This is a genomic window from Streptomyces sp. NPDC054834 (genome assembly GCF_053611185.1).
In genome coordinates this window covers 48,607-70,196 of record NZ_JBSGZV010000025.1, presented here as the reverse complement: position 1 = coordinate 70,196, position 21,590 = coordinate 48,607, and the positions used below count along the sequence as shown (strand labels likewise).

Sequence of the window (21,590 nt, the reverse complement as noted above, 5' to 3'; positions counted from 1 at the left end):
GCGGCGTACTTGTCAGCCGGAAAGCCCGACCACGAGCCAGATGAACGCCGCTCCGGCCAGCGTGCACAGCAGGGTGGAGCGGGCGGGGTGCTCGTGGTGGGCCTCGGGGAGGATCTCGGCGGCGGCGAGGTAGAGCAGCGCGCCGCCGAACAGGCCGAGATAGCCGCCGAGGAACGCCTCCGGGATGGTCAGGAACGCGGTCGAGGCGGCGCCCAGTACGGGCGCGCAGGCGTCGGCGACGAGCATGGCGACGGCCTTGCGGCGCGCGTTGCCGTACAGGCTCGTGATGGTGAAGGTGTTGAAGCCGTCCGCGAAGTCATGGGCGATGACGGCGAGCGCGACCGCCGTGCCCATGCCGCCGCCCACCTGGAAGGCCGCGCCGATCGCGACGCCGTCCATGGCGCTGTGGCCGACCATCGCGGACGCCGCCGCCAGGCCCACCTCGGGCGCGCGGTGGTTGTGTCCCTCGGCGCCGCCGTGCGCCGCCTGCCGCGCGGCCAGTGTCCGTTCCACCAGGTGGGCCACCAGGAAGCCGGCCACGAACAGCAGCAGGGCCGCCGGTACGCCGAACACCTCGCGGCCGGCCGCGCGCAGCGCCTCCGGGAGCAGGTCGAGGCCGACCACGCCCAGCATCAGGCCTCCGGCCAGGCCCAGGACCAGGTGGCGGCGGTCGGTCACGCGTTGTGCCGTCCAGCCCCCGGCCAGCGTCATCAGGAACGCGCCCAGCGCGACGAAGACCGCCATGTGCTCTTGCTATCCGATCGACCCGCGCGCACGCACACACGGCCGTAGCCGCCGCACTCACAGGACTTTTGCTCGTAGGACTTGTAGGAGAGGACAGATTCTCATGGCCGATGCCCCCACCGGCAAGGTGACCTTCGTCGGTGCCGGTCCCGGCGCCGCCGACCTGCTGACCTTCCGTGCCGCGCGCGCCATCGCCGAGGCCGACGTGGTGATCTGGGCGGCCAGCCTGGTCCAGGCGGAGGTCCTCGGGCACGCGCGGGAGGGCGCGGAGATCCTGGACTCGGCGACCATGTCGCTGGAGGACGTCGTCGCCGTGTACGAGCGGGCCCGCCGGGAGGGACTGAAGGTGGCCCGGATCCATTCCGGCGACCCGGCCCTGTGGGGCGGCACGCAGGAGCAGCTCGACCGGTGTGCCCGGATCGGGATAGAGACGGAGGTCGTGCCCGGCGTCTCCGCCTTCTCCGCCGTCGCCGCCCTCGCGCAGCGCGAGCTGACCATTCCCGAGGTGGCGCAGTCGGTGGTCCTCACCCGGCTGGGGGGCGGCAAGACGCCGATGCCGCCCGGCGAGGAGGTGCGTGAGTTCGCCAAGCACGGCACCACCATGGCGGTCTTCCTGTCCGCGGCCCGCAGCGGGCAGCTGGTGCGGGAGCTGCTGGAGGGCGGCTACCCGACCACCACTCCGGTGGTCGTCGCGTACCAGGCGACCTGGCCGGAGGAGCTGGTCGTGAAGTGCACGGTCGGCACGCTGGAGGAGACCGTCAAGGAGCACAAGCTCTGGAAGCACACCCTCTTCCTGGTCGGCCCGGCCCTGGACGCCGAGGGCACCCGCTCGCACCTGTACCACCCCGGTCACTTCCACGGCTACCGCAAGGCCGACCCCGAGGCCCGCAAGGCCCTGCGTGAGCGGGGGGCGAGCACGTGATCACCGTGGTCGGCACGGGAACCGGGGCGCCGGTCGACGCCGCTGCTCTGGCGGGGGCCGAGCTGGTCGTGGGCGGGCGGCGGCACCTGGACGCCGCGGTGCTGCCGGAGACCGCCGAGCGGATCGTGCTCGGCCCGCTGGCGCCCGCCCTGGACGCGATGCGGGAGTACGTCGACAAGGACCGGCGCGTCGTCGTGCTGGCCTCGGGCGATCCCGGGTTCTTCGGGATCGTGCGGGCGCTGGCCGAGCGGTTCGGGTCCGAGTTGCTGGATGTGCGGCCGGGGGTGTCGTCGGTCGCGGCCGCGTTCGCACGGCTGGGGCTGACCTGGGACGACGCGGTGGTGGTCAGCGCGCACGGGCGGGCTGCGCGGACGGCCGTGCACGTGTGCCGGGCGCATCCCAAGGTCGCGGTGCTGACCGGGCCCGGCGCCGGACCCGCCGAGCTGGGTGCCGCGCTCGCCCGTACCGCCTCCGACCGGGTCCTCGTCGTCGCCTCGGCGCTGGGCTCGGCGGATGAGCGGGTCGAGCGGGTCACGCCGGCCGAGGCCGCGGGACGCGACTGGGGTACGGCGGTGAGCGTCGTGCTGTGCCTGGACGGGTCGCGGACGCCCGGTCCCGTACGGACGCTCGCGGGCCCGGCCGCCGCGGCTCCCGCCGGGTGGGCGCTGGACGAGGGTGACTTCGCCCACCGCGACTCGATGATCACCAAGTTCGAGGTGCGGGCGCTGGCCCTGGCCCGGCTCGGGCCACGCCCCGGCGAGCTGGTGTGGGACGTGGGCTCCGGGTCGGGGTCCGTCGCCGTGGAGTGCGCACGGCTCGGTGCCGCCGTCAGCGCGGTGGAGAAGGCCCCGGACGGGGTGGAGCGGATCCACGCCAACGCCGCCGCGCACGGCGTCGACGTGCACGTGGTGCACGGCACGGCGCCGCAGGCGCTGGCCGGGCTCGACGATCCCGACGCCGTGTTCGTCGGCGGCGGGGGGCGCGAGCTGCCCGACATCGTCGGTGAGTGCGCGCGGCGGGCCCGGCGGGCCGTGGTCGTCGCGATGGCCGCGCTGGACCGGGTCCCGGCGGCCCGGGCCGCGCTCGCCGATGCCGGGTTCGAGTGCGAAGGCGTGCTGCTCCAGTCGTCCCGGCTCGCGCCGCTGCCGGGTGACGTGACCCGGCTGGCGGCGACCAATCCCGTTTTCCTGCTGTGGGGAATCAGAACCCCCAGCCGTCGTGAAGGAGTTGCTCTGTGATCGGCCTCATTTCCGCCACCGCGGCGGGGACGGCCGCGCGCGACCGGGTGGCCGCTGCGTGGCCGGACCGTACGCGCGTGTACGAGGGTCCCGTCGGGGACGCCGTGCGGGCCGCGTTCGCGGAGTGCGAGCAGCTCGTGTGCTTCCTGGCCACGGGAGCCGTGGTGCGGCTCGTGGCGCCGCTGCTGGCGGACAAGTTGTCGGACCCGGGTGTGGTGTGCGTCGACGAGGGCGGACGGTTCGCCGTGTCGCTGGTGGGCGGGCACGGCGGCGGGGCCAACGAACTCGCCCGTGAGGTGGGCGGGTTGCTGGGTGCCGAGCCGGTGGTGACCACCGCGACGGACTCCGTCGGCCTGCCGGGCCTGGACACGCTCGGGTTTCCGGTGGAGGGCTCCGTCGCGACGGTTTCGCGGGCCCTGCTGGACGGCGAACCCGTCGCTCTGGAGGCGGAGTTGGCGTGGCCGCTGCCTCCGCTGCCGACGGTGCCGGAGGGGGCGTACACCGTCCGGCTGACCGACCGGGACGTCGAGGCGGGCGAGCGCGAGGTGCTGCTGCGGCCGCCGTCCCTGGTCGTCGGTGTCGGGGCCTCCAGGGGCGCGCCGGCCGACGAGGTGCTCGGGCTGATCGAGGCCGCGCTGCGGGACGCCGGGCTCTCCTCGAAGTCCGTCGCCCACCTCGCCACCGTCGACGCCAAGGCGGCGGAGCCGGGGATCGTGGCCGCCGCCGAACGGCTGGGCGTGCCGCTGGTGACGTACTCCGCCGAGGAGCTGGCGGGCGTCGAGGTGCCCAACCCGTCGGACGCGCCCCTCGCCGCCGTCGGCACGCCGTCCGTCGCGGAGGCCGCCGCGCTGGTCCGGGGCGGCGAACTCCTCGTTCCCAAGCGCAAGTCGGCGGCCAACCCCGCGATGGCGACCTGTGCCGTCGTACGGCGGCCGGGGCGCGGGCGGCTCGCGGTGGTCGGGCTCGGGCCGGGCGCCCGGGACCTGCTCACCCCGCGCGCCGAGGCGGAGCTGCGGCGCGCCTCGGTGCTCGTCGGGCTCGACCAGTACGTCGACCAGATCCGCGACCTGCTGCGGCCCGGCACCCGGATCCTCGAGTCGGGGCTCGGCGCGGAGGAGGAGCGGGCCCGCACGGCGGTCGCCGAGGCCCGCGCGGGCCACTCGGTCGCACTGATCGGCAGCGGGGACGCGGGCGTGTACGCGATGGCGTCCCCGGCGCTCGCCGAGGCATCCGACGACATCGACGTGGTCGGGGTGCCCGGCGTGACGGCGGCGCTCGCGGCCGGGGCGATCCTGGGCGCGCCGCTCGGCCACGACCACGTGTCGATCAGCCTGTCCGACCTGCACACGCCGTGGGAGGTCATCGAGCGGCGGGTGCGGGCGGCGGCCGAGGCAGACCTCGTGGTCACCTTCTACAACCCGCGTTCCCGGGGCCGCGACTGGCAGCTGCCCAAGGCGCTCGCCGTCCTCGCCGGGCACCGGGAGCCGACGACGCCCGTCGGAGTCGTACGCAACGCCTCGCGGCCGGACGAGGCCGGCCGGCTGACGACGCTGGCCGCGCTGGACCCGGCGACGGTCGACATGATGACGGTCGTCACGGTGGGCAACACGGCGACCCGTGAGATCGCGGGCCGCATGGTGACGCCGCGCGGCTACCGCTGGCAGGACAGCTCGCATGAGCAGGAGGGCGCCAAGTGAACCGTGTGGTTCATCCGATCGAGGTGGAGTCCTACCGGCGACTGCGTGCCCGCTTGGACACCTCGCACTTCCCGCCGCTGACCCGGGCCGTCGTGGAGCGGGTCATCCACTCCGCCGCCGACCTCGAGTACGCCACCGATCTCGTCATGGACGAGGGCGACTTGGAGAGGGCGCACACCGCTCTGCACGGCGGGGCGCCGGTCGTCGTGGACGTGGAGATGGTCGGGGCCGGCATCACCCGGCGCGAGACCGTCTGCCGCCTCAGGGACGCCGGGTCCGGGCCGGGGCTGACCCGCTCGGCGCAAGCGATACGGCTCGCGTACGAGCAGGTCGGTCCGGGCGCCCTCTGGGTGATCGGCAATGCGCCGACCGCCCTGGAGGAACTGCTGACGCTGGACGCCGATCCCGCGCTCGTCATCGGTCTGCCCGTCGGTTTCGTCGGCGCGGCCGAGTCCAAGGCCGCGTTGCGCGAGAGCGGACTGCCCGCCGTGAGCAACGTGTCCGAGAAGGGCGGTTCGGCGGTCGCCGCCGCCGCGCTCAACGCCCTGCTGTACCACCCCGTCCCCGCTGAGGAGAAGCCGTGACCACCCCGCCGCCCGCCCTGCTCATCGCCGGCCATGGCACCCGGGACGACGCCGGAGCCGAGGCGTTCCGCGACTTCGTCCGGGAGCTGGGCCGCCGCCACCCCGAACTGCCCGTCGCGGGCGGTTTCATCGAGTTGTCGCCGCCGCCCCTGGGTGACGCGGTGACCGAGCTGGTGGAGCAGGGCGTACGCCGTTTCGCCGCCGTCCCGCTGATGCTGGTGTCCGCCGGGCACGCCAAGGGCGACATCCCGGCCGCGCTGGCCCGCGAGAAGGAACGGCACCCCGGGATCTCCTACACCTACGGCCGTCCGCTCGGCCCGCACCCGGCGCTGCTGAACGTGCTGGAGCGGCGGCTGGACGAGGCGCTCGGCTCCTCGGCGCGCAGGCCGGAGGACCGGACCGACGTGACCGTGCTGCTCGTCGGGCGCGGCTCGACCGACCCGGACGCCAACGCCGAGGTGCACAAGGCCGCCCGGCTGCTGTGGGAGGGGCGCGGGTACGCCGGTGTGGAGACGGCGTTCGTGTCGCTGGCGGCACCGGACGTGCCGAGCGGTCTCGACCGGTGCGCGAAGCTGGGGGCGCGGCGGATCGTCGTACTCCCCTACTTCCTGTTCACCGGCATCCTGCCCGACCGGGTCCGGCGGCAGACCGAGGGCTGGGCCGCCGCGCACCCGGAGACCGAGGTGCGGTCGGCGGACGTCATAGGGCCCGAGCCGGAGCTGCTCGACCTGGTGATGGAGCGGTACGAGGAGGCCGTCAAGGGCGACCTGCGGATGAACTGCGACTCGTGCGTGTACCGCATCGCGCTGCCCGGCTTCGAGGACAAGGTGGGTCTGCCGCAGCAGCCGCACTTCCACCCGGACGACGACGGGCACGGGCACGGCCACGGGCATCACCATCACGGGGGGCAAGCACACAGCCATGCGCACTGAGGACGCCGCCACGGGCGGGCACGATCTGCGCCACCACGGGGACGCCGAGGTCCGGGACGACGGGGCCGCGCTGGTCGACCTCGCCGTCAACGTCCGCGCGGACACCCCGCCCGTGTGGCTGCGGGAGCGCATAGCCGGGTCCCTGGGTTCCCTCGCCGCCTACCCGGACGGGCGGGCCGCGCGGGCGGCGGTGGCCGGGCGGCATGGGGTTCCGGTGGAGCGGGTGCTGCTGACGGCGGGGGCGGCGGAGGCGTTCGTGCTGCTCGCGCGGGCGCTGAAGGTGCGCCGGCCGGTGGTGGTGCATCCGCAGTTCACCGAGCCGGAGGCCGCCCTGCGGGACGCGGGGCACACCGTGGACCGGGTGCTGCTGCGGGAGGCGGACGGCTTCCGGCTGGATCCGGCGGCGGTGCCGGAGGACGCCGACCTGGTGGTGATCGGCAACCCGACGAATCCCACGTCCGTGCTGCACCCGGCCGCGACGATCGCCTCCCTGGCCCGGCCCGGGCGGGTGCTGGTGGTCGACGAGGCGTTCATGGACGCGGTGCCGGGTGAGCGGGAGGCACTGGCCGGGCGGACGGATGTGCCCGGGCTCGTGGTGCTGCGCAGCCTTACCAAGACGTGGGGGCTGGCCGGGCTGCGGATCGGCTATGTACTGGCCGCGCCGGAGACGATCGCGGAACTGGAGCGGGCCCAGCCGCTGTGGCCGGTGTCCACGCCCGCGCTGGCCGCGGCGGAGGCGTGCGTGGCCCCCCGGGCCCTGGCGGAGGCGGCGCACGCGGCGCACCGGGTGGCGGCGGAGCGGGCCCATCTGGTGACGGGGCTGTCGGCGTTCGCCGGGCGGGGCGTACGGGTGGCATCCCCTGCGGAGGGACCGTTCGTCCTGGTGCGGATGCCGGGGGCGGCTGTGGTGCGGGGGCGGTTGCGGGAGCTGGGGTACGCGGTGCGGCGGGGGGACACGTTCCCCGGGCTGGGGGAGGAGTGGGTGCGGGTCGCTGTGCGGGACCGGGGGACGGTGGACGGGTTTCTGCGGGCGCTGGGTGCCGCGCTGGGGTGATCCGGGGCTCTGCCCCGGGCCCCGGCCAAGGGCCTTGCCGCCCCAGCGCCGACACCCCCGCTCTCAGCCCTTTCGCCGCCGCACCAGCGCCGCCGCTCCCCCGCCCGCTGTCAGGAGCACGGCTGAGCCTGCCGCCAGGTACGGGGTCAGGGAGCTTGCGCCCGTCTGTGCCAGGTCGGTCTTGGTCTTGACCGGGGTGCCCTGGGGCTTGACGGCAGGGGCCGGGGTCTTGTCCGGGGGTGTGGGGGTGGCCGGGGTCTCGCAGGTCGCCGCGGCCAGGGTCACGGTGCCTGTCACGTCGGCCACGTTCAGTTTCAGCGGGTTGACGGAGACCTTGAGCTGGAGGGCGGTGGCGGCTGCGGCGCGGGAGGTGGTCCTGCGCCGGGAGAGGTCCAGGCGGACTTCGCCGAGCCCGGGCACGCGGACGTCCGTCGGGCCGCCGGCGGTGAGGGTGACGCGCTTGCCGAGGACCGTGACCGCGCCCGGGACGTCGGAGGTGGCGACCGGCGCCCTGCCGGACTCGCAGGTCGCCTTCGCCGTGACGGTGTCCAGCTCAACGAGGGACAGCAGGGGCAGGCCGGGGACGTGGAGCCTGGCGTGGGCGAGGTGGACGGTGGCTTCGGCGCGGGTCGCGGTCGTCGTGGCCTTCGCCGAGGCGACGTCCGCCCCGAGCACAGTGAAGGGTTTGCCGCCCTCCACGCCGTCCAGGCGGGCGGTCAGGGCGGTCTTCCCGGCCGTGTGCGGTGCCTGGACCTCGTTGAGGGAGACCGCGAGGGGGACGTTCCCGGTCTTGTCCACGAGGGACACGTCGAGCCCGGTGCGCAGCACGACGGCGCCGGCGTGGCCGTGTGCGCCGGTCGCTCGGGCGGAGCCCGCGCCGGCCAGCGTGACGGGACCGGCGGCGATTGCCGCAGCCGTTGCGACGGTGGCCCAACGGCGTGCGGGCATACGGAAGTTGGTGCCGTTCAAGGTGTGGACCCCCAGACGAGACCTGCTCGGGACCCGGCAAGAATCGCGCACCGAGGGTGAACCGTCAGCGATCCCGCGTCACTTCACTCCATCGTGGATTTTCCGTGCGCGTGTACGAATTGTCCGGCGGCTATTCGACCACCAGCCCGTTCAGCACCACCCGTCGCGGTGACGCCAGTACCCGTACGTCCGCGCGCGGGTCCGCCTCGTACACCACCAGGTCCGCAGGTGCGCCCTCCTCCAGGCCGGGTCGGCCGAGCCACTTCCGCGCGCCCCAGCTCGTCGCCGAGAGGGCGTCGACCGGCGGGATGCCCGCGGTGACCAGTTCCGCGACCTCGCCGGCGACCAGGCCATGGGCGAGCGAGCCCCCGGCGTCCGTGCCGACGAAGACCGGGATCCCGGCGTCGTAGGCGCCGCGCACGGTGTCGTAGCGGCGCTCGTGGAGGCGGCGCATGTGGGCGGACCAGCGCGGGTACTTGGACTCGCCGCCGTCGGCGAGCCGGGGGAAGGTGGCGATGTTGACGAGGGTGGGGACGATCGCGACGCCCCGCGAGGCGAACAGCGGGACCAGGTCCTCCGTCAGGCCCGTCGCGTGCTCGATGCAGTCGATGCCCGCCTCGACCAGGTCGCGCAGGGAGGACTCGGCGAAGCAGTGGGCGGTCACGCGGGCGCCCAGGCGGTGGGCCTCGGCGATGGCCGCCTCGACCGCCTCGCGCGGCCAGCAGGCGGACAGGTCGCCGAGGTCGCGGTCGATCCAGTCGCCGACCAGCTTGACCCAGCCGTCGCCGCGCCGGGCCTCCTGGGCGACGTACGCGACGAGGTCGTCCGGCTCGACCTCGTGGGCGTAGCCCCGGATGTAGCGGCGGGTGCGGGCGATGTGCCGGCCGGCCCGGATGATCTTCGGGAGGTCCTCGCGGTCGTCGATCCAGCGGGTGTCGGAGGGCGAGCCCGCGTCGCGGATCAGCAGGGTGCCGGCCTCGCGGTCGGTCAGCGCCTGCTTCTCGGCCACGTCCTTGTCGACCGGGCCGTCCGCGCCGAGGCCGACATGACAGTGGGCGTCGACCAGGCCGGGCAGCGCCCAGCCCTCGACGGTCGTCACCTCGCGGGCGCCGGCGGGACGGTCGTACGAGATCCGGCCGCCGACCACCCACAGCTCGTCCCGGACCTCGTCCGCACCGACGAGAATCCGGCCCTTCACGTGCAGCACCGCGCGTTCGCTCATGGACGGCACCTTAGTGAGCTACTGGCCGCCCTTGCCCACCTGGTCCGAGGTCTCCTCCTCCACCTCGGCCATCGCCGGGTCGAGGAGGCGGGAGAGGAAGTGGCGGGTGCGGTCGTGGCTCGGGTCGCCGATGACCTGGTCCGGGGTGCCGTCCTCGACGATCACGCCGCCGTCCATGAAGACGACCCGGTCGGCGACCTCGCGGGCGAAGGTCATCTCGTGGGTGACGACGATCATGGTCATGCCCTCGTCGGCGAGCATGCGCATCACCGCGAGGACGTCCCCGACGAGTTCGGGGTCGAGGGCGGAGGTCGGCTCGTCGAAGAGCATCACCGCGGGGCCCATGGCCAGCGCGCGGGCGATGGCGACGCGCTGCTGCTGGCCGCCGGAGAGGGAGGCGGGGTAGGCGTCCGCCTTCTCGGCGAGGCCCACGCGCCGCAGGTTCTCGGCGGCCACCTGCGCGGCCGCCGCCTTGTTCCGCCCCAGCACCCGGCGCTGCGGAAGGGTGAGGTTCTCGGTCACCGTGAGGTGCGGGAAGAGGTTGAACTGCTGGAAGACCATGCCGATGCGGCGGCGGGCGGCGTCGATGTCCACATCGGGGTCGGTCAGCTCGACGCCGCCGACGAAGACCCGGCCCTTGGTGGGTTCCTCCAGCAGGTTGACGCAGCGCAGCAGGGTCGACTTGCCGGAGCCGGAGGGGCCGATGACGCAGACCACCTCGCCCTGGCGGACCTCGAGGTCGATGCCGCGCAGCACGTCGTTGTCGCCGAAGGACTTGTGCAGGTCCTGGATGAGGACTTCGGGGGTGCTCACTTGACGGCCTCCTGGGCCTTGGCCTCCATGCGGCGGACGACGAAGCCGAGCGGGATCGTGACCAGCAGGTAACACAGGCCGGCGACGAGGATCGGCGTGGAGTTGGCGGTCGCGCTGGCCAGGTCGCGGCCGAACTTGGACAGTTCGCGTTCCTCCAGGGTGACGCCGAGGAACAGCACCAGCGAGGAGTCCTTGAAGAGCAGGACGAGTTCGTTGGTGAGCGGCGGGAGGATGATCCGGAAGGCCTGCGGGACGATGATCGAGGCCATGGCCCGGGCGGGCGAGAAGCCCAGCGAACGGGCCGCTTCCATCTGTCCCTTGGGCACCGCCTGGATGCCGGCACGGATCGTCTCGGCCATGTACGCGGCCGCCACCAGACCGAGCGCGAGGGCCACCTTGCCGTACGTGCCGCCGATGATCTCGGTGCCGGGGAAGGCCAGCGGCACGGCCACGCCGATGAAGATGAAGATCAGCAGGGCGGGCAGACCGCGGAAGATCTCGATGTAGATGCCGGCGAGCCAGCGGTAGGGGCCCACGGACGACAGCCGCATCAGCGCGATGACCATGCCGAGCACCAGGCCGACGACGAAGCCGGACACGGTGTAGAGGACGGTGTTCTTCAGCGCCAGCGTGATGATGTCCGGGAACATCTGCCGGGCGATGTCTGCTTGCGCGAACTGGTTCTGGAGCTGTCCCCAGTCGGCCGTGACCGCGAAGGCGATCACGGCGGCGACGAAGACGGCGTACTGGACACCGCGGGACAGCTTGCGCTTCTGGCGGCGGGTCAGGCCCTTCTTCCTCGGCTGGACCCCGGTGCGGGCCGCGTCGGTGGCGTCACTCATGACGCGGAGGGGGAGGCCGCGGCGGCGTCGTAGGGGCCGATCCACTTCTCGTACAGCTTCTTGTAGGTGCCGTCGGCCTTGGCGCCGGCGATCGCCTTGTTGATGGCGGCGAGGAGCTTGGTGTTGCCCTTCTTCACCGTGAAGCCGTACTGCTCACCGGTGTTGATGTTGTCGACCGTCTTGAAGGCGCCGGCGTTGGCCTTGTCCTTCAGCCAGCCCTGGACGACGGGGTAGTCGATGACGACGGCCTGGACCTGGCCGGTGCGCAGTCCGTTGAGGACCGCGTCGGAGGACTCGAAGGAGACCGGGTCGAAGCCCTGCTTCCTCACGTAGTCCTCGCCGGTGGTCTGCGCCTGGGCACCGAGCTTCTTGCCCTTGGCCTTGACGTCGGCGAGCGAGGTGATGCCGCTCTTCTTGTCGACGAGGACGGCCTGGGTGGCGTTGAAGTACGGGTCGGAGAAGTCGACGTGCTTCTTGCGCTCGGCGGTGATGGTCATGCCGGCCGCGGCGAGGTCGCACTGGCCGGAGTTGAGGAAGGCGCCGGTCTTGAAGTTCTCGAAGGGCGTGTCGACGATGGCCTGCTTCACGCCGAGGTCCTTGGCGACCAGGTCGACGAGGGAGACGTCGAAGCCCTGGACCTTGCCGCCGATCTCCGACTGGAAGGGCGGGTACGGCAGGTGGGTGCAGGTGGTGAGCTGCCCCGCCTTGACGACCTCGACTCCGCCGGCGGCGGTCTTCGAGCCGCCGCCGTTTCCGGTGGAGGTACAGGCGGCCACGAGCACCAGCCCGACGGTCACGGTGGTGGCGGCCAGAACGCGGGTCCGGCGCCCGGAGAGTGCGGTCACGGGAGGCCTCCTGTGGGGGAACTGTGGGTTCCGATTATAAGGAAAGGTTTGGGTCTCTCAAATCAATCCGATGGTCATCAGGCGGTCCGACCTAAGAAGTCACCGGTCGGAGACGGCCGAACGCGGCCGGTTACGCTCGACTCCATCTGCTTCATCCGCTTCACCTGCTTCACCTGCTTCACCCGCTTCATCTGTTCCATCTGTTCCCCGTGAGCGAAGAGAGCACCGCCGTGACCCACGCCTTCCTCGATCTCCCCCCGCTGAGCGCCGCACGGTTCGCCTCGATCGAGGACCGGGTGGCCCGGCTGCTCGACACCCGGCAGGACGTCGTGATCACTCAGGGCGAGGCGCTGCTGCCGCTGGAGGGGGCGATCCGGGCGACCGCAGGGCCGGGCACGATCGCGCTGAACGTGATCACCGGTCCGTACGGACAGACGTTCGGGAACTGGCTGCGGGACTGCGGGGCCACGGTGTACGACCTAGCGGTGCCCTTCCACACGGCGGTCACGGCCGAGCGGATCCGGGAGGCCTTCGCCGAGCACCCGGAGATCGACTTCGTGTCGCTCGTGCACGCGGAGGCGGCGACCGGCAACACCAACCCGGTCGCGGAGATCGGCGAGGCCGTACGGGAGCAGGGCGCCCTCTTCTATCTGGACGCGGTCGCCTCCGTGGGTGCCGAGCCGGTGCTGCCGGACGCGTGGGGCGTGGACCTGTGCGTGATCGGGGCGCAGAAGGCGATGGGCGGTCCGGCGGGTGTGTCGGCGGTCTCGGTGAGCGAGCGGGCCTGGGCGCGGATGGCGGCGAACCCGCGGGCGCCGCGCCGTTCGTACCTGTCGTTGCTCGACTGGAAGGAGCGCTGGATCGACGGCGGCCGCAAGACGCTGCTGCACGCTCCCGCCCAGCTGGAGATGCTCGCCCTGGAGGCCTGTCTGGAGCGGATCGAGGCGGCCGGCCTGGAGTCCGTGATGGCCCGGCACCGGCGCGCCGCGCTGGCCACGCGGGCCGGGGCGGCGGCTCTGGGCGGGGGTCTGGAGCCGTATGTGTACGAGGAGCGGGACGCGGCACCGGTGGCGACGACGTTGCGGGTGCCGCCGGGCGTGGTGGCGTCGGAGCTGGTGGCCCGGACGCTGGCGAGCGACCCCGCGCTGCCGCTGGCCGCGGGCGGTGGCGCGCTGGCCGGGGAGATGATCCGGGTCAACCACTACGGGCCGGACGCGACGGCGGACGCGGTGCGGGCGTCCTTGGCAGCGGTGGGCGCCGCGTTGGCCGAGCAGGGGCTGAGCGTGGATCCGCGGCGCGCACGCGAGGCCGTGGACTCCACCTGGCGGTAGCGAGTGTATTGGCGGTGTGACCGGAGCGTGAATTCACGGCGATTTGCTAATTCTTATTTCAGGGTAGCTTTCCCCGGTGCTTCTGCCCGCTTTTCCAGGGCGTAAACACAGGGATTTTTCGAGCGGGTTACATGGCTGTGACGCATTACACAAGCCTTCCGATTTGCACCTTTTGAGGCGTACAAACCGGGACCTAGTGATGTCTCGCCGTGCACCTGCCCGCGCCTGCGCGATAACACAGGACCCGCACCGAAGTAACCCTGTTCAGCCATGCATTTTTGAATTTCCACGGGTAAATTCAATCCGCATGACTGCCGCACAAGCAGACCTGCTCATCGACCACCCGGTGGTGGCGGACGGAGCCGCGCTCTGGCGTATCGCCAAAGACTCCAAAACCCTCGACCTGAACTCCTCCTACAGCTACCTGCTGTGGTGCCGCGACTTCGCCGCCACCTCGGCGGTGGCGCGCGACACCGACGGGACACCGGTCGGGTTCCTCACCGGGTACGTACGGCCGGAGCAGCCGCACACCCTGCTCGTCTGGCAGGTGGCGGTCGACGCGGCCCACCGGGGTCGCGGGATCGCGGCCGCGCTGCTCGACGGGCTGACCGCGCGCCTCGGCGCCGAGCGCGGGATCACCTGCGTCGAGACCACGATCACCCCGGGCAACACCGCCTCGGAGCGCCTGTTCACCTCGTACGCCGACCGCCACGGCGCCAAGCTCTCCCGCGAGGTGCTCTTCGACACGGGGCTGTTCCCGGACGGGCCGCACGAGCCGGAAGTCCTGTACCGCATCGGTCCCCTCTCCTTCTGAACCCCCACGCTGAAGAACCCCCACGCACTCCCCTCCCCCCACGCAACGAGGAGCGATTCGTCGTGACCATCACCCAGCCCGACCTCAGCGTCTTCGAGACCGTGGAGTCCGAGGTACGCAGCTACTGCCGTGGCTGGCCCACCGTCTTCGACCGCGCGCAGGGCAGCCGCATGTTCGACGAGGACGGCCATCAGTACCTCGACTTCTTCGCCGGCGCGGGCTCGCTGAACTACGGCCACAACAACCCCGTCCTGAAACGGGCGTTGATCGACTACCTGGAACGGGACGGCGTCACACACGGCCTCGACATGTCGACCAGCGCCAAGCGTGCCTTCCTGGAGTCCTTCCAGAACCTGGTGCTGCGCCCGCGTGACCTGCCGTACAAGGTCATGTTCCCGGGCCCCACCGGCACCAACGCCGTGGAGTCCGCGCTGAAGCTGGCGCGGAAGGTGAAGGGCCGGGAGGCCATCGTGTCCTTCACCAACGCCTTCCACGGCATGTCCCTCGGCTCCCTCGCCGTCACCGGCAACGCCTTCAAGCGGGCCGGCGCGGGCATCCCGCTGGTGCACGGCACGCCGATGCCGTTCGACAACTACTTCGACGGCAAGGTCCAGGACTTTCTGTGGTTCGAGCGGCTGCTCGAGGACCAGGGCTCCGGGCTCAACAAACCCGCCGCGGTGATCGTGGAGACGGTTCAGGGCGAGGGCGGCATCAACGTCGCGCGCCCGGAGTGGCTGCGGGCGCTCAAGGAGCTGTGCGAGCGGCAGGACATGCTGCTGATCGTCGACGACATCCAGATGGGCTGCGGCCGTACCGGCGCGTTCTTCTCCTTCGAGGAGGCCGGGATCGTGCCCGACATCGTCACCGTGTCCAAGTCCATCAGCGGCTACGGGCTGCCGATGTCGCTGTGCCTGTTCAGGCCCGAGCTGGACATCTGGGAGCCGGGCGAGCACAACGGCACCTTCCGTGGCAACAACCCGGCGTTCGTCACCGCCACCGCCGCCCTGGAGGCGTACTGGACCGACGGGGCCGCGATGGAGAAGCAGACCCGGGCCCGCGGCGAGCAGGTCGAGCAGGCGCTGATCTCCATCACCGAGGAGAACCTCGCCGACGTCAAGGAGTACCGCGGCCTGGGGCTGGTCTGGGGCCTGGAGTTCCACGACAAGGACCGCGCCGGGCGGGTCGCGCGGCGCGCCTTCGAGCTGGGGCTGCTCATCGAGACCTCCGGCCCGGAGAGCGAGGTCGTCAAACTGCTGCCGGCCCTCACCATCACTCCGGACGAGCTGGACGAGGGCCTGCGCGTCCTCGCCCGCGCCGTCCGCGAGACCGCCTGACCACGACCTGACAAAGGTCCAGCTCAAGGAGGAAGTGCACCACCGTGATCGTCCGCTCGTTCAAGGACATCGAAGGCACCGACCGGCATGTGAAGGCCGCGTCCGGCACCTGGGAGAGCAAGCGCATCGTGCTGGCCAAGGAGAAGGTCGGCTTCTCCCTGCACGAAACGATTCTGTACGCCGGTACGGAGACGTCGATGTGGTACGCCAACCACATCGAGGCCGTCGTCTGCGTCGAGGGCGAGGCCGAACTCTCCGACCACGAGACCGGGGAGACGTACACGATCACTCCCGGCACCATGTACCTCCTCGACGGCCACGAGCGGCACACGCTGCGCGTCAAGGAGGACTTCCGCTGCCTCTGCGTGTTCAACCCGCCCGTGACCGGACGGGAGGACCACGACGAGAACGGCGTCTACCCGCTGCTCACCGAGCCCGAGGAGGTGTGACAGACCATGACCACTACCACGACCACCACGCCCATCGTCACCGACCTCTACCCCAGCCGGGGCGCCACCGAGGTGTCGATCCCGCGCCAGGACCCGGTCCTCTGGGGCGCCCCCGGCGCCGCCGGCCCGATCGCGACGACCGACCTCGAGTCGTTCGAGCGTGACGGCTTCCTCGCCGTCGACCAGCTGATCACCGCGGAAGAGGCCGCCGTCTACCGGCGGGAACTGGACCGGCTGGTCAACGCCCCGGAGATCCGCGCCGACGAACGGTCGATCGTGGAGCCGCAGTCCCAGGAGATCCGCTCCGTCTTCGAGGTGCACAAGATCAGCGAGCTGTTCGCGAACCTCGTGCGGGACGAGCGGGTCGTCGGCCGCGCCCGGCAGATCCTCGGCTCGGACGTCTACGTCCACCAGTCCCGGATCAACGTCAAGCCGGGCTTCGGTGCCAGCGGCTTCTATTGGCACTCGGACTTCGAGACCTGGCACGCCGAGGACGGCCTGCCGAACATGCGGACGGTGTCCGTCTCGATCGCGCTGACCGAGAACTACGACACCAACGGCGGGCTCATGATCATGCCGGGCTCGCACAAGACGTTCCTGGGCTGTGCCGGGGCCACGCCCAAGGACAACTACAAGAAGTCGCTTCAGATGCAGGACGCGGGCACGCCGTCCGACGAGGCGCTGACCAAGCTGGCCGGCGAGTACGGCATCAAGCTGTTCACCGGCGCGGCCGGATCGGCGACCTGGTTCGACTGCAACTGCATGCACGGCTCCGGCGACAACATCACGCCGTTCCCGCGCAGCAACGTCTTCATCGTGTTCAACAGCGTGGAGAACGCGGCGGTGGAACCCTTCGCGGCTCCGGTACGGCGACCGGAGTTCATCGGCGCCCGGGACTTCACCCCGGTGAAGTAACCCCCTGAACACCGGGCCGGGGCCTCCTCGTGTGGGACGGGGGACTCCGGCCCGGTCGTGTCAGGCGGAAGCGCCACAGACCCGCGGCCGAGCGCCGCGAGACCGGCCGGGGGTCCGGGGGTTGCCCCCGGGAAACACAGCATCGGCGCCCGCGACTTCACCCCGGTGAAGTAACCCCCTGAACACCGGGCCGGGGCCGCCTCGTGTGGGACGGGGGGCTCCGGCCCGGTCGTGTCAGGGGGCCAGGGCGTCCAGTAGGCGGTCCACGTCCGCGGGGGTGTTGTAGAGGTGGAAGGCCGCGCGCAGGTTGCCGGCGCGGTTGGAGACCTCGATGCCCGCGCGGCTCAGCTCCGGCTGACGGTCGCCGAGGCCGGGCACCGACACGATCGCCGAGTCGGGGGCGGGCACCGGCTCGTGGCCGAGCGCCGCGAGGCCGGCCCGGAACCGGTCGGCGAGCGCCAGGTCGTGCTCGTGGACGGCGGTCACGCCGAGCTCCTCGATCAGGTCGAGGGAGCGGCGCAGTCCCGCGCAGGTGAACAGGGCGTGGGTCAGGTCGAACCGCCGTGCGGAGTGGGCGAGTTCGGCCACCGGGCCGTAGCAGCTGTCCCACGGCCGCTCCCCCGCGACCCAGCCCGCGAGCACCGGTGTCAGCCCGCCGAAGTCCTCCGGGACCACGAGGAAGGCCGCGCCGTGCGGGCCGAGCAGCCACTTGAAGGACACGGAGGCGGAGAAGTCGTAGGCGTCGGCGTCCATCGGCAGCCAGCCGGCCGCCTGGGAGAAGTCGACGTAGGTCCGCGCGCCGTGGGCCCGGGCCGCCTCGCGCAGAGCGGCCAGGTCGGCGATCCGCCCGTCGGCGGACTGGGCGGCGCTGACCGCGACGAGCGCGGTGTCCGGGCGGACCGACTCGGCGATCCGCTCCAGCGGGACCGTGCGGACCTTGAGGTCGCCACGGACGTGGAACGGGTTCAGCACCGAGGTGAAGTCGTCCTCGGCCGTGAGGACTTCGGCTCCCGCGGGCAGCGAGGCGGCGATCACCCCGGAGTGCGCGGCGACGGAGGCACCCACCGCCACCCGGTCGGCCGGGACTCCGGCGAGCCGGGCGTACCCGGCCCGGCAGGCCTCCACGTCCTCGTACAGCGGGCCCAGCGGCCGGCCCTCGGCCCGCATCATCGCCGCCTCGTGCAGGGCGGCGACGGTGCGGGCGGGCAGCAGGCTGTTGCTCGCGGTGTTGAGGTAGGTGTTCTTGGGGGCGAATTCGGCGCGGACGAGGCTCTCGAAGGTCTCGGAGGTCTCCATGGATCCACTGTGCGGCCCGATGAAGTCCCCGTCCATTGCGGATTTTTACGTGGGTCCGCTAAGCGGCGCTTATACGTACGCCCTGAGCTGCGGCTTTCAGCCCTGCTGCGGCACCGCGCACCCGTCGGGACCGCACGCCTCGGCGTCACCCGAGTCGATGAGCCGCAGCGGCTGCCGCTCGCCCCACGCCTGCGTGAGCGCCTGGCTGAAGACCTCGGCTGGCTGGGCACCGGAGACGCCGTACTTGCGGTCGAGGACGAAGAAGGGCACACCGTTCGCGCCGAGCTGTGCCGCCTCGCGCTCGTCGGCGCGGACCTCGTCGGCGTACGCGCCCGGGTCGGCGAGCACCGCGCGGACGGCGTCGGCGTCCAGTCCGGCCTCGACGGCCAGCGCGACCAGCCGCTCGTCGCCCTCGGTGAAGAGCGACCGCTCCTCGGCGAAGTTCGCCCGGTACAGGATCTGGATCAGCTCGTCCTGCCTGCCCTGCTCCTTGGCGAAGTGCAGCAGGCGGTGCATGTCGAAGGTGTTGCCGTGGTCACGGCCCCGGGTGCGGTAGTCCAGCCCCTCGGCGGCGGCCTGCGCGCCCAGGTTGTCCTCGCCCGCCTCGGCCTGCGCCTCGCTCATGCCGTACTTCCGGGTGAGCATGCTGATCACGGGCTGGACGTCGCCCTTGGCGCGGCCCGGGTCCAGTTCGAAGGAGCGGTGCACCACCTCGACCTGGTCGCGGTGCGGGAAGGCCGCGAGCGCCTTGTCGAAGCGGGCCTTGCCCACGTAGCACCAGGGACAAGCGATGTCCGTCCAGATTTCGACGCGCATGTTCACGGCTCTCCAGGTCGTACCGGTGTGGAGGCTCTCTCCGCCCTGGTGCGTGAACGTTCAAGCAGCGTATTTCATTCCCCGGGCCGCACCGCGTACCGCAGGAACAGGTGGTGGTCGCCCTCGGCGGGCGGGTTCTCCGGGTCCGGTGCCCAGCCCTGGCGGGCGTAGAAGGCCTGGGCGCGTGCGTTGTCCACGTGCACGTCGAGGACCGCGCTCCGCCTGCCGTCGGCCTGCCACTGCTCGACGCAGGCGGCGTGCAGGGCCGTGCCGATGCCCGTGCGCCAGTGGCCCGGGGCGACGTGGAACTGGAACAGCTTGACGTCCCCGGCGGGCATGTCCTTAGGGGTGCGGAAGGAGGCGATGCCCACCAGGCGCCCGGCCCGCACGGCGCACAGCACCTGGCCGTCGGGCCGCCCGATGGCCTCACGCCACCGGGCCGCCCAGTCGAAACCGTCCTCCGGCAGGCCGTCCGGGTAGTACGTCGACCTGGCCCGGACGTGCAGCTCGGCGACGGCCTCGGCCTCCGCGGGCAGGGCGGTCCTGATCACCAGGGACTCGATGTTCCGGTGCGCTTCGATCACGCAGCGGAGGACGTGCCCCGGGCGACCGCGGTTCCGGACCGCTCAGCTCCCGTCCCGCAGGTCGTCCGGCCAGCCGTCCCGGAACTCGATGTGGTCGTACGTCACCACGCAGCCCTCCCCCATCGGCGACTGGGTCATGAAGCCGATGAGCGCGGCGTCGGTCTCCTTCTCCTCACCCAGCGTGAAGAACCGGACGAAGGTCCAGCGCTCGCCGTCCCGGGAGGCGTGGAAGGCGAAGGCCCGGCCGGTGCGGCTGATCCGCAGCCAGACGGAACTGCCGTCCACGGTGAAGGAGTTGGCGTCGTCGGAGTGTCCCCGGGTGACCACCGTGCAGACGGTGGGCACGTCCGGGGAGTACTCCAGGCACAGCTTGGCCCAGGCCCGCTCGCCGACGTGGATGTAGAGCACGCCCGCGTCGAACGCGGCGGCGAACCCGACGGTGACCCGTGCGATCAGCTGGAAGTCACCCTCGGGCGCGCCAAGCAGCCGGGGCGCGTCGGAGGCGGGCTCCAGCGCCTCCCCGGTGGGCGGCACGAACCGGTCCTGCCGGGGCCCGGCCCACCCGGTGAGCACGCCGTCCTCGTAGGACCAGTTGCCGTCGGGGCCGTAGGTGCGCAGAGCGAAGGGAAGTTCGGGAAGTTCCACGTCCATGCCGGGTGCTACCGCTCGAGAGCGCCGTTGAACCGCCGGGGCAGCCCCAGCGGATTGTCGTCCCGCAGTTCCTTCGGCAGCAGCGCCTCGGGGGCGTTCTGGTAGACGACCGGCCGCAGCCACCGCTCGATCGCCGTACCGCCCACGGAGGTCGAGGTGGAGGTGGTGGCCGGGTACGGCCCACCGTGGTGCTGGGCGGGGGCGACCGCCACCCCCGTCGGCCAGCCGTTGACCAGCACGCGTCCCGCCAGCGGCGTCAGCTCGGCCAGGAGTTCCGCGCCCCGGCCCTCTCCCGCCGCCTCCTCCTCCGACAGGTGAACCGTCGCGGTGAGGTTGCCGGGCAGCCGGGACAGGACAGCCGTCGCCTCGCCGTCGTCGTCGTACCGGACGACCACCGTGACCGGCCCGAAGCACTCCTCGAGGAGCAGGTCGTACGCGCCCTCCTCGGCCAGCTTGCTCGCCGGTACCGTCAGGAAGCCCGCGCTGACCGTGTGCTCGCCGCCGGCGCCGGGGGTCACCGGGGACTCCACGTCGGGGAGTTCGGCGCGCTCGGCGACGCCGGCGAGGAAGTTGTCCCGCATGCGGTGGTCGAGGAGCACGCCGGCGTCGGTGTCGCTGACGGCGTCGGTGAGCGACTTGACCAGGCCGTCGCCCGCCGCGCCGGACGGCACCAGGACGAGGCCCGGTTTGACGCAGAACTGGCCGACGCCGAGGGTCATCGACCCGGCGAGACCGGCGCCGATGGCGTCGGCCCGCTCGGCGGCGGCGGCCTCGGTGACGACGACCGGGTTGAGCGAGCCCAGCTCACCGTGGAAGGGGATCGGGACCGGCCGGGCGGCGGCCGCGTCGAAGAGGGCGCGTCCGCCCCGGACGGAACCGGTGAAGCCGGCGGCGGCGACCAGCGGGTGCTTGATCAGCTCGATGCCCGCCTCGAAGCCGTGGACCAGGCCGACCACGCCCTCGGGGATGCCGTGCTCGGCGGCGGCCCGGCGCAGCACCTTGGCGACCAGTTCGGACAGGGCCGGGTGGTCGGGGTGGGCCTTGACGACAACCGGGCAGCCGGCGGCCAGCGCGCTGGCGGTGTCGCCGCCGGCGACCGAGAAGGCGAAGGGGAAGTTGGACGCCGAGTAGACGGCGACGACGCCCAGGGGCACCTTGTAGCGGCGCAGGTCCGGGATCGGCGGGGTGGCGGTGTCGTCGGGGTGGTTGACGATGACGTCGAGGAAGGCGCCCTCGTCGACGATGTCCGCGAAGGCCCGCAGCTGGTAGCAGGTGCGGGCGAGTTCGCCGGTCAGCCGGACGGGGCCGAGGGCGGTCTCGGCGTCGGCGGTCTCGACCAGCCAGTCCTTGGCCGCCTGGAGGCCGTCGGCGGCGGCGCGCAGGAACGCGGAGCGGACCGTGCGGTCGGCGAGGGCGCCGCGCGCGGCCTGCGCCGCCTTCACCTCGGCGTCGACCTCTTCGGCTGTGGCCTCCACCGCAACCTGTTCACGCTGCTTCCCGGTGCGCGGGTCGACACTCCAGACTGGTGCTGCTGCCAC

22 protein-coding genes are annotated in these 21,590 nt (G+C 72.3%); 11 read left to right on the top strand and 11 right to left on the bottom strand.

Translation table 11 applies throughout. The features are described 5' to 3' along the window. Positions 1-12: 12 nt before the first annotated feature. Entirely contained in the window at positions 13-744 is a 732-nt protein-coding gene (locus tag ACWGJM_RS29195) for a ZIP family metal transporter (RefSeq protein WP_453414705.1), read from the bottom strand. A gap of 103 nt (positions 745-847) precedes the next feature. On the opposite strand from ACWGJM_RS29195, the gene cobM reads away from it, so the two are divergent. The 6 genes from cobM to cobC are packed head-to-tail and all read left to right on the top strand — an operon-like array spanning position 848 to position 7,171. After that, a complete protein-coding gene (cobM, locus tag ACWGJM_RS29190; protein WP_453414704.1) occupies positions 848-1,666 on the top strand; it encodes a precorrin-4 C(11)-methyltransferase in 819 nt (272 codons plus the stop codon). After that, the gene (cbiE, locus tag ACWGJM_RS29185) at positions 1,663-2,904 is read left to right on the top strand and encodes a precorrin-6y C5,15-methyltransferase (decarboxylating) subunit CbiE (RefSeq protein ID WP_453414703.1); all 1,242 of its coding nucleotides are present in this window, start codon (positions 1,663-1,665) and stop codon (positions 2,902-2,904) included. Before cobM ends, cbiE begins: the two co-directional genes overlap by 4 nt. Further along, on the top strand, positions 2,901-4,601 hold the full coding sequence (gene cobJ, locus ACWGJM_RS29180) for a precorrin-3B C(17)-methyltransferase (protein WP_453414702.1): 1,701 nt from the start codon (positions 2,901-2,903) through the stop codon (positions 4,599-4,601). Before cbiE ends, cobJ begins: the two co-directional genes overlap by 4 nt. Next, complete coding sequence (locus ACWGJM_RS29175) at positions 4,598-5,185, top strand: precorrin-8X methylmutase (protein WP_453414701.1); 588 nt, start codon at positions 4,598-4,600, stop codon at positions 5,183-5,185. Before cobJ ends, ACWGJM_RS29175 begins: the two co-directional genes overlap by 4 nt. Further along, positions 5,182-6,117, top strand: a complete 936-nt coding sequence (locus ACWGJM_RS29170) for a sirohydrochlorin chelatase (protein WP_453414700.1) — start codon at positions 5,182-5,184, stop codon at positions 6,115-6,117. The genes ACWGJM_RS29175 and ACWGJM_RS29170 overlap by 4 nt, the downstream gene beginning before the upstream one ends. Further along, positions 6,107-7,171 carry an Rv2231c family pyridoxal phosphate-dependent protein CobC gene (cobC, locus tag ACWGJM_RS29165; RefSeq protein ID WP_453414699.1) on the top strand — a complete coding sequence of 355 codons (1,065 nt, stop codon included), beginning with the start codon at positions 6,107-6,109 and terminating at the stop codon, positions 7,169-7,171. The genes ACWGJM_RS29170 and cobC overlap by 11 nt, the downstream gene beginning before the upstream one ends. Before the next feature lie 63 nt (positions 7,172-7,234). Here cobC and ACWGJM_RS29160 read toward each other — a convergent pair whose 3' ends face one another. The 5 genes from ACWGJM_RS29160 to ACWGJM_RS29140 all read right to left on the bottom strand — a co-directional run bounded on the left by ACWGJM_RS29160 (position 7,235) and on the right by ACWGJM_RS29140 (position 11,862). Then, the gene (locus tag ACWGJM_RS29160) at positions 7,235-8,140 is read right to left on the bottom strand and encodes an SCO1860 family LAETG-anchored protein (RefSeq protein WP_453414698.1); all 906 of its coding nucleotides are present in this window, start codon (positions 8,138-8,140) and stop codon (positions 7,235-7,237) included. Positions 8,141-8,270: 130 nt separating this feature from the next. Further along, positions 8,271-9,362 (bottom strand): amidohydrolase family protein, encoded by a 1,092-nt coding sequence (locus ACWGJM_RS29155; protein WP_453414697.1) that lies wholly within the window; start codon positions 9,360-9,362, stop codon positions 8,271-8,273. Between the two features lie 18 nt (positions 9,363-9,380). After that, entirely contained in the window at positions 9,381-10,175 is a 795-nt protein-coding gene (locus ACWGJM_RS29150) for an amino acid ABC transporter ATP-binding protein (protein ID WP_453414696.1), read from the bottom strand. Further along, a complete protein-coding gene (locus ACWGJM_RS29145) occupies positions 10,172-11,017 on the bottom strand; it encodes an amino acid ABC transporter permease (RefSeq protein WP_453414695.1) in 846 nt (281 codons plus the stop codon). The genes ACWGJM_RS29150 and ACWGJM_RS29145 overlap by 4 nt, the downstream gene beginning before the upstream one ends. After that, complete coding sequence (locus ACWGJM_RS29140) at positions 11,014-11,862, bottom strand: transporter substrate-binding domain-containing protein (protein ID WP_453414694.1); 849 nt, start codon at positions 11,860-11,862, stop codon at positions 11,014-11,016. The genes ACWGJM_RS29145 and ACWGJM_RS29140 overlap by 4 nt, the downstream gene beginning before the upstream one ends. Positions 11,863-12,092: 230 nt before the next feature. Between ACWGJM_RS29140 and ACWGJM_RS29135 the strand changes: the two genes are divergently transcribed. From ACWGJM_RS29135 to thpD, 5 genes are all read left to right on the top strand, one after another. Then, positions 12,093-13,193, top strand: coding sequence for a pyridoxal-phosphate-dependent aminotransferase family protein (locus tag ACWGJM_RS29135; protein ID WP_453414780.1), 1,101 nt, complete (start codon positions 12,093-12,095; stop codon positions 13,191-13,193). A gap of 307 nt (positions 13,194-13,500) precedes the next feature. Then, the gene (ectA, locus tag ACWGJM_RS29130; protein WP_453414693.1) at positions 13,501-14,007 is read left to right on the top strand and encodes a diaminobutyrate acetyltransferase; all 507 of its coding nucleotides are present in this window, start codon (positions 13,501-13,503) and stop codon (positions 14,005-14,007) included. A gap of 62 nt (positions 14,008-14,069) precedes the next feature. Continuing rightward, positions 14,070-15,341: a diaminobutyrate--2-oxoglutarate transaminase gene (ectB, locus tag ACWGJM_RS29125; RefSeq protein ID WP_453414692.1), complete on the top strand. Its 1,272-nt coding sequence runs from the start codon at positions 14,070-14,072 to the stop codon at positions 15,339-15,341. A 44-nt stretch (positions 15,342-15,385) separates the two neighbouring features. Next, a complete protein-coding gene (locus ACWGJM_RS29120; RefSeq protein ID WP_453414691.1) occupies positions 15,386-15,790 on the top strand; it encodes an ectoine synthase in 405 nt (134 codons plus the stop codon). Between the two features lie 6 nt (positions 15,791-15,796). Then, positions 15,797-16,705 carry an ectoine hydroxylase gene (gene thpD, locus ACWGJM_RS29115; protein ID WP_453414690.1) on the top strand — a complete coding sequence of 303 codons (909 nt, stop codon included), beginning with the start codon at positions 15,797-15,799 and terminating at the stop codon, positions 16,703-16,705. 234 nt (positions 16,706-16,939) lie between these two features. Here thpD and ACWGJM_RS29110 read toward each other — a convergent pair whose 3' ends face one another. The 5 genes from ACWGJM_RS29110 to ACWGJM_RS29090 all read right to left on the bottom strand — a co-directional run bounded on the left by ACWGJM_RS29110 (position 16,940) and on the right by ACWGJM_RS29090 (position 21,590). Further along, positions 16,940-18,001 carry an aminotransferase class V-fold PLP-dependent enzyme gene (locus ACWGJM_RS29110; protein ID WP_453414689.1) on the bottom strand — a complete coding sequence of 354 codons (1,062 nt, stop codon included), beginning with the start codon at positions 17,999-18,001 and terminating at the stop codon, positions 16,940-16,942. 96 nt (positions 18,002-18,097) lie between these two features. After that, positions 18,098-18,817 carry a DsbA family oxidoreductase gene (locus ACWGJM_RS29105; protein ID WP_453414688.1) on the bottom strand — a complete coding sequence of 240 codons (720 nt, stop codon included), beginning with the start codon at positions 18,815-18,817 and terminating at the stop codon, positions 18,098-18,100. A 74-nt stretch (positions 18,818-18,891) separates the two neighbouring features. Beyond that, positions 18,892-19,398, bottom strand: coding sequence for an N-acetyltransferase family protein (locus ACWGJM_RS29100; protein ID WP_453414779.1), 507 nt, complete (start codon positions 19,396-19,398; stop codon positions 18,892-18,894). 45 nt (positions 19,399-19,443) lie between these two features. Beyond that, positions 19,444-20,052 (bottom strand): DUF1349 domain-containing protein, encoded by a 609-nt coding sequence (locus ACWGJM_RS29095; RefSeq protein WP_453414687.1) that lies wholly within the window; start codon positions 20,050-20,052, stop codon positions 19,444-19,446. A gap of 8 nt (positions 20,053-20,060) precedes the next feature. Beyond that, positions 20,061-21,590: an aldehyde dehydrogenase (NADP(+)) gene (locus ACWGJM_RS29090; RefSeq protein ID WP_453414686.1), complete on the bottom strand. Its 1,530-nt coding sequence runs from the start codon at positions 21,588-21,590 to the stop codon at positions 20,061-20,063.

Excerpts from the sequence above, each read along its gene's own strand:
- ACWGJM_RS29195 (WP_453414705.1), bottom strand. The coding sequence starts at position 744 with ATGGCGGTCTTCGTCGCGCTGGGCGCGTTCCTGATGACGCTGGCCGGG.
- cobM (WP_453414704.1), top strand. The coding sequence starts at position 848 with ATGGCCGATGCCCCCACCGGCAAGGTGACCTTCGTCGGTGCCGGTCCC.
- cobC (WP_453414699.1), top strand. The coding sequence starts at position 6,107 with ATGCGCACTGAGGACGCCGCCACGGGCGGGCACGATCTGCGCCACCAC.
- ACWGJM_RS29155 (WP_453414697.1), bottom strand. The coding sequence starts at position 9,362 with ATGAGCGAACGCGCGGTGCTGCACGTGAAGGGCCGGATTCTCGTCGGT.
- ACWGJM_RS29145 (WP_453414695.1), bottom strand. The coding sequence starts at position 11,017 with ATGAGTGACGCCACCGACGCGGCCCGCACCGGGGTCCAGCCGAGGAAG.
- ectA (WP_453414693.1), top strand. The coding sequence starts at position 13,501 with ATGACTGCCGCACAAGCAGACCTGCTCATCGACCACCCGGTGGTGGCG.
- thpD (WP_453414690.1), top strand. The coding sequence starts at position 15,797 with ATGACCACTACCACGACCACCACGCCCATCGTCACCGACCTCTACCCC.
- ACWGJM_RS29110 (WP_453414689.1), bottom strand. The coding sequence starts at position 18,001 with ATGGAGACCTCCGAGACCTTCGAGAGCCTCGTCCGCGCCGAATTCGCC.
- ACWGJM_RS29105 (WP_453414688.1), bottom strand. The coding sequence starts at position 18,817 with ATGCGCGTCGAAATCTGGACGGACATCGCTTGTCCCTGGTGCTACGTG.
- ACWGJM_RS29095 (WP_453414687.1), bottom strand. The coding sequence starts at position 20,052 with ATGGACGTGGAACTTCCCGAACTTCCCTTCGCTCTGCGCACCTACGGC.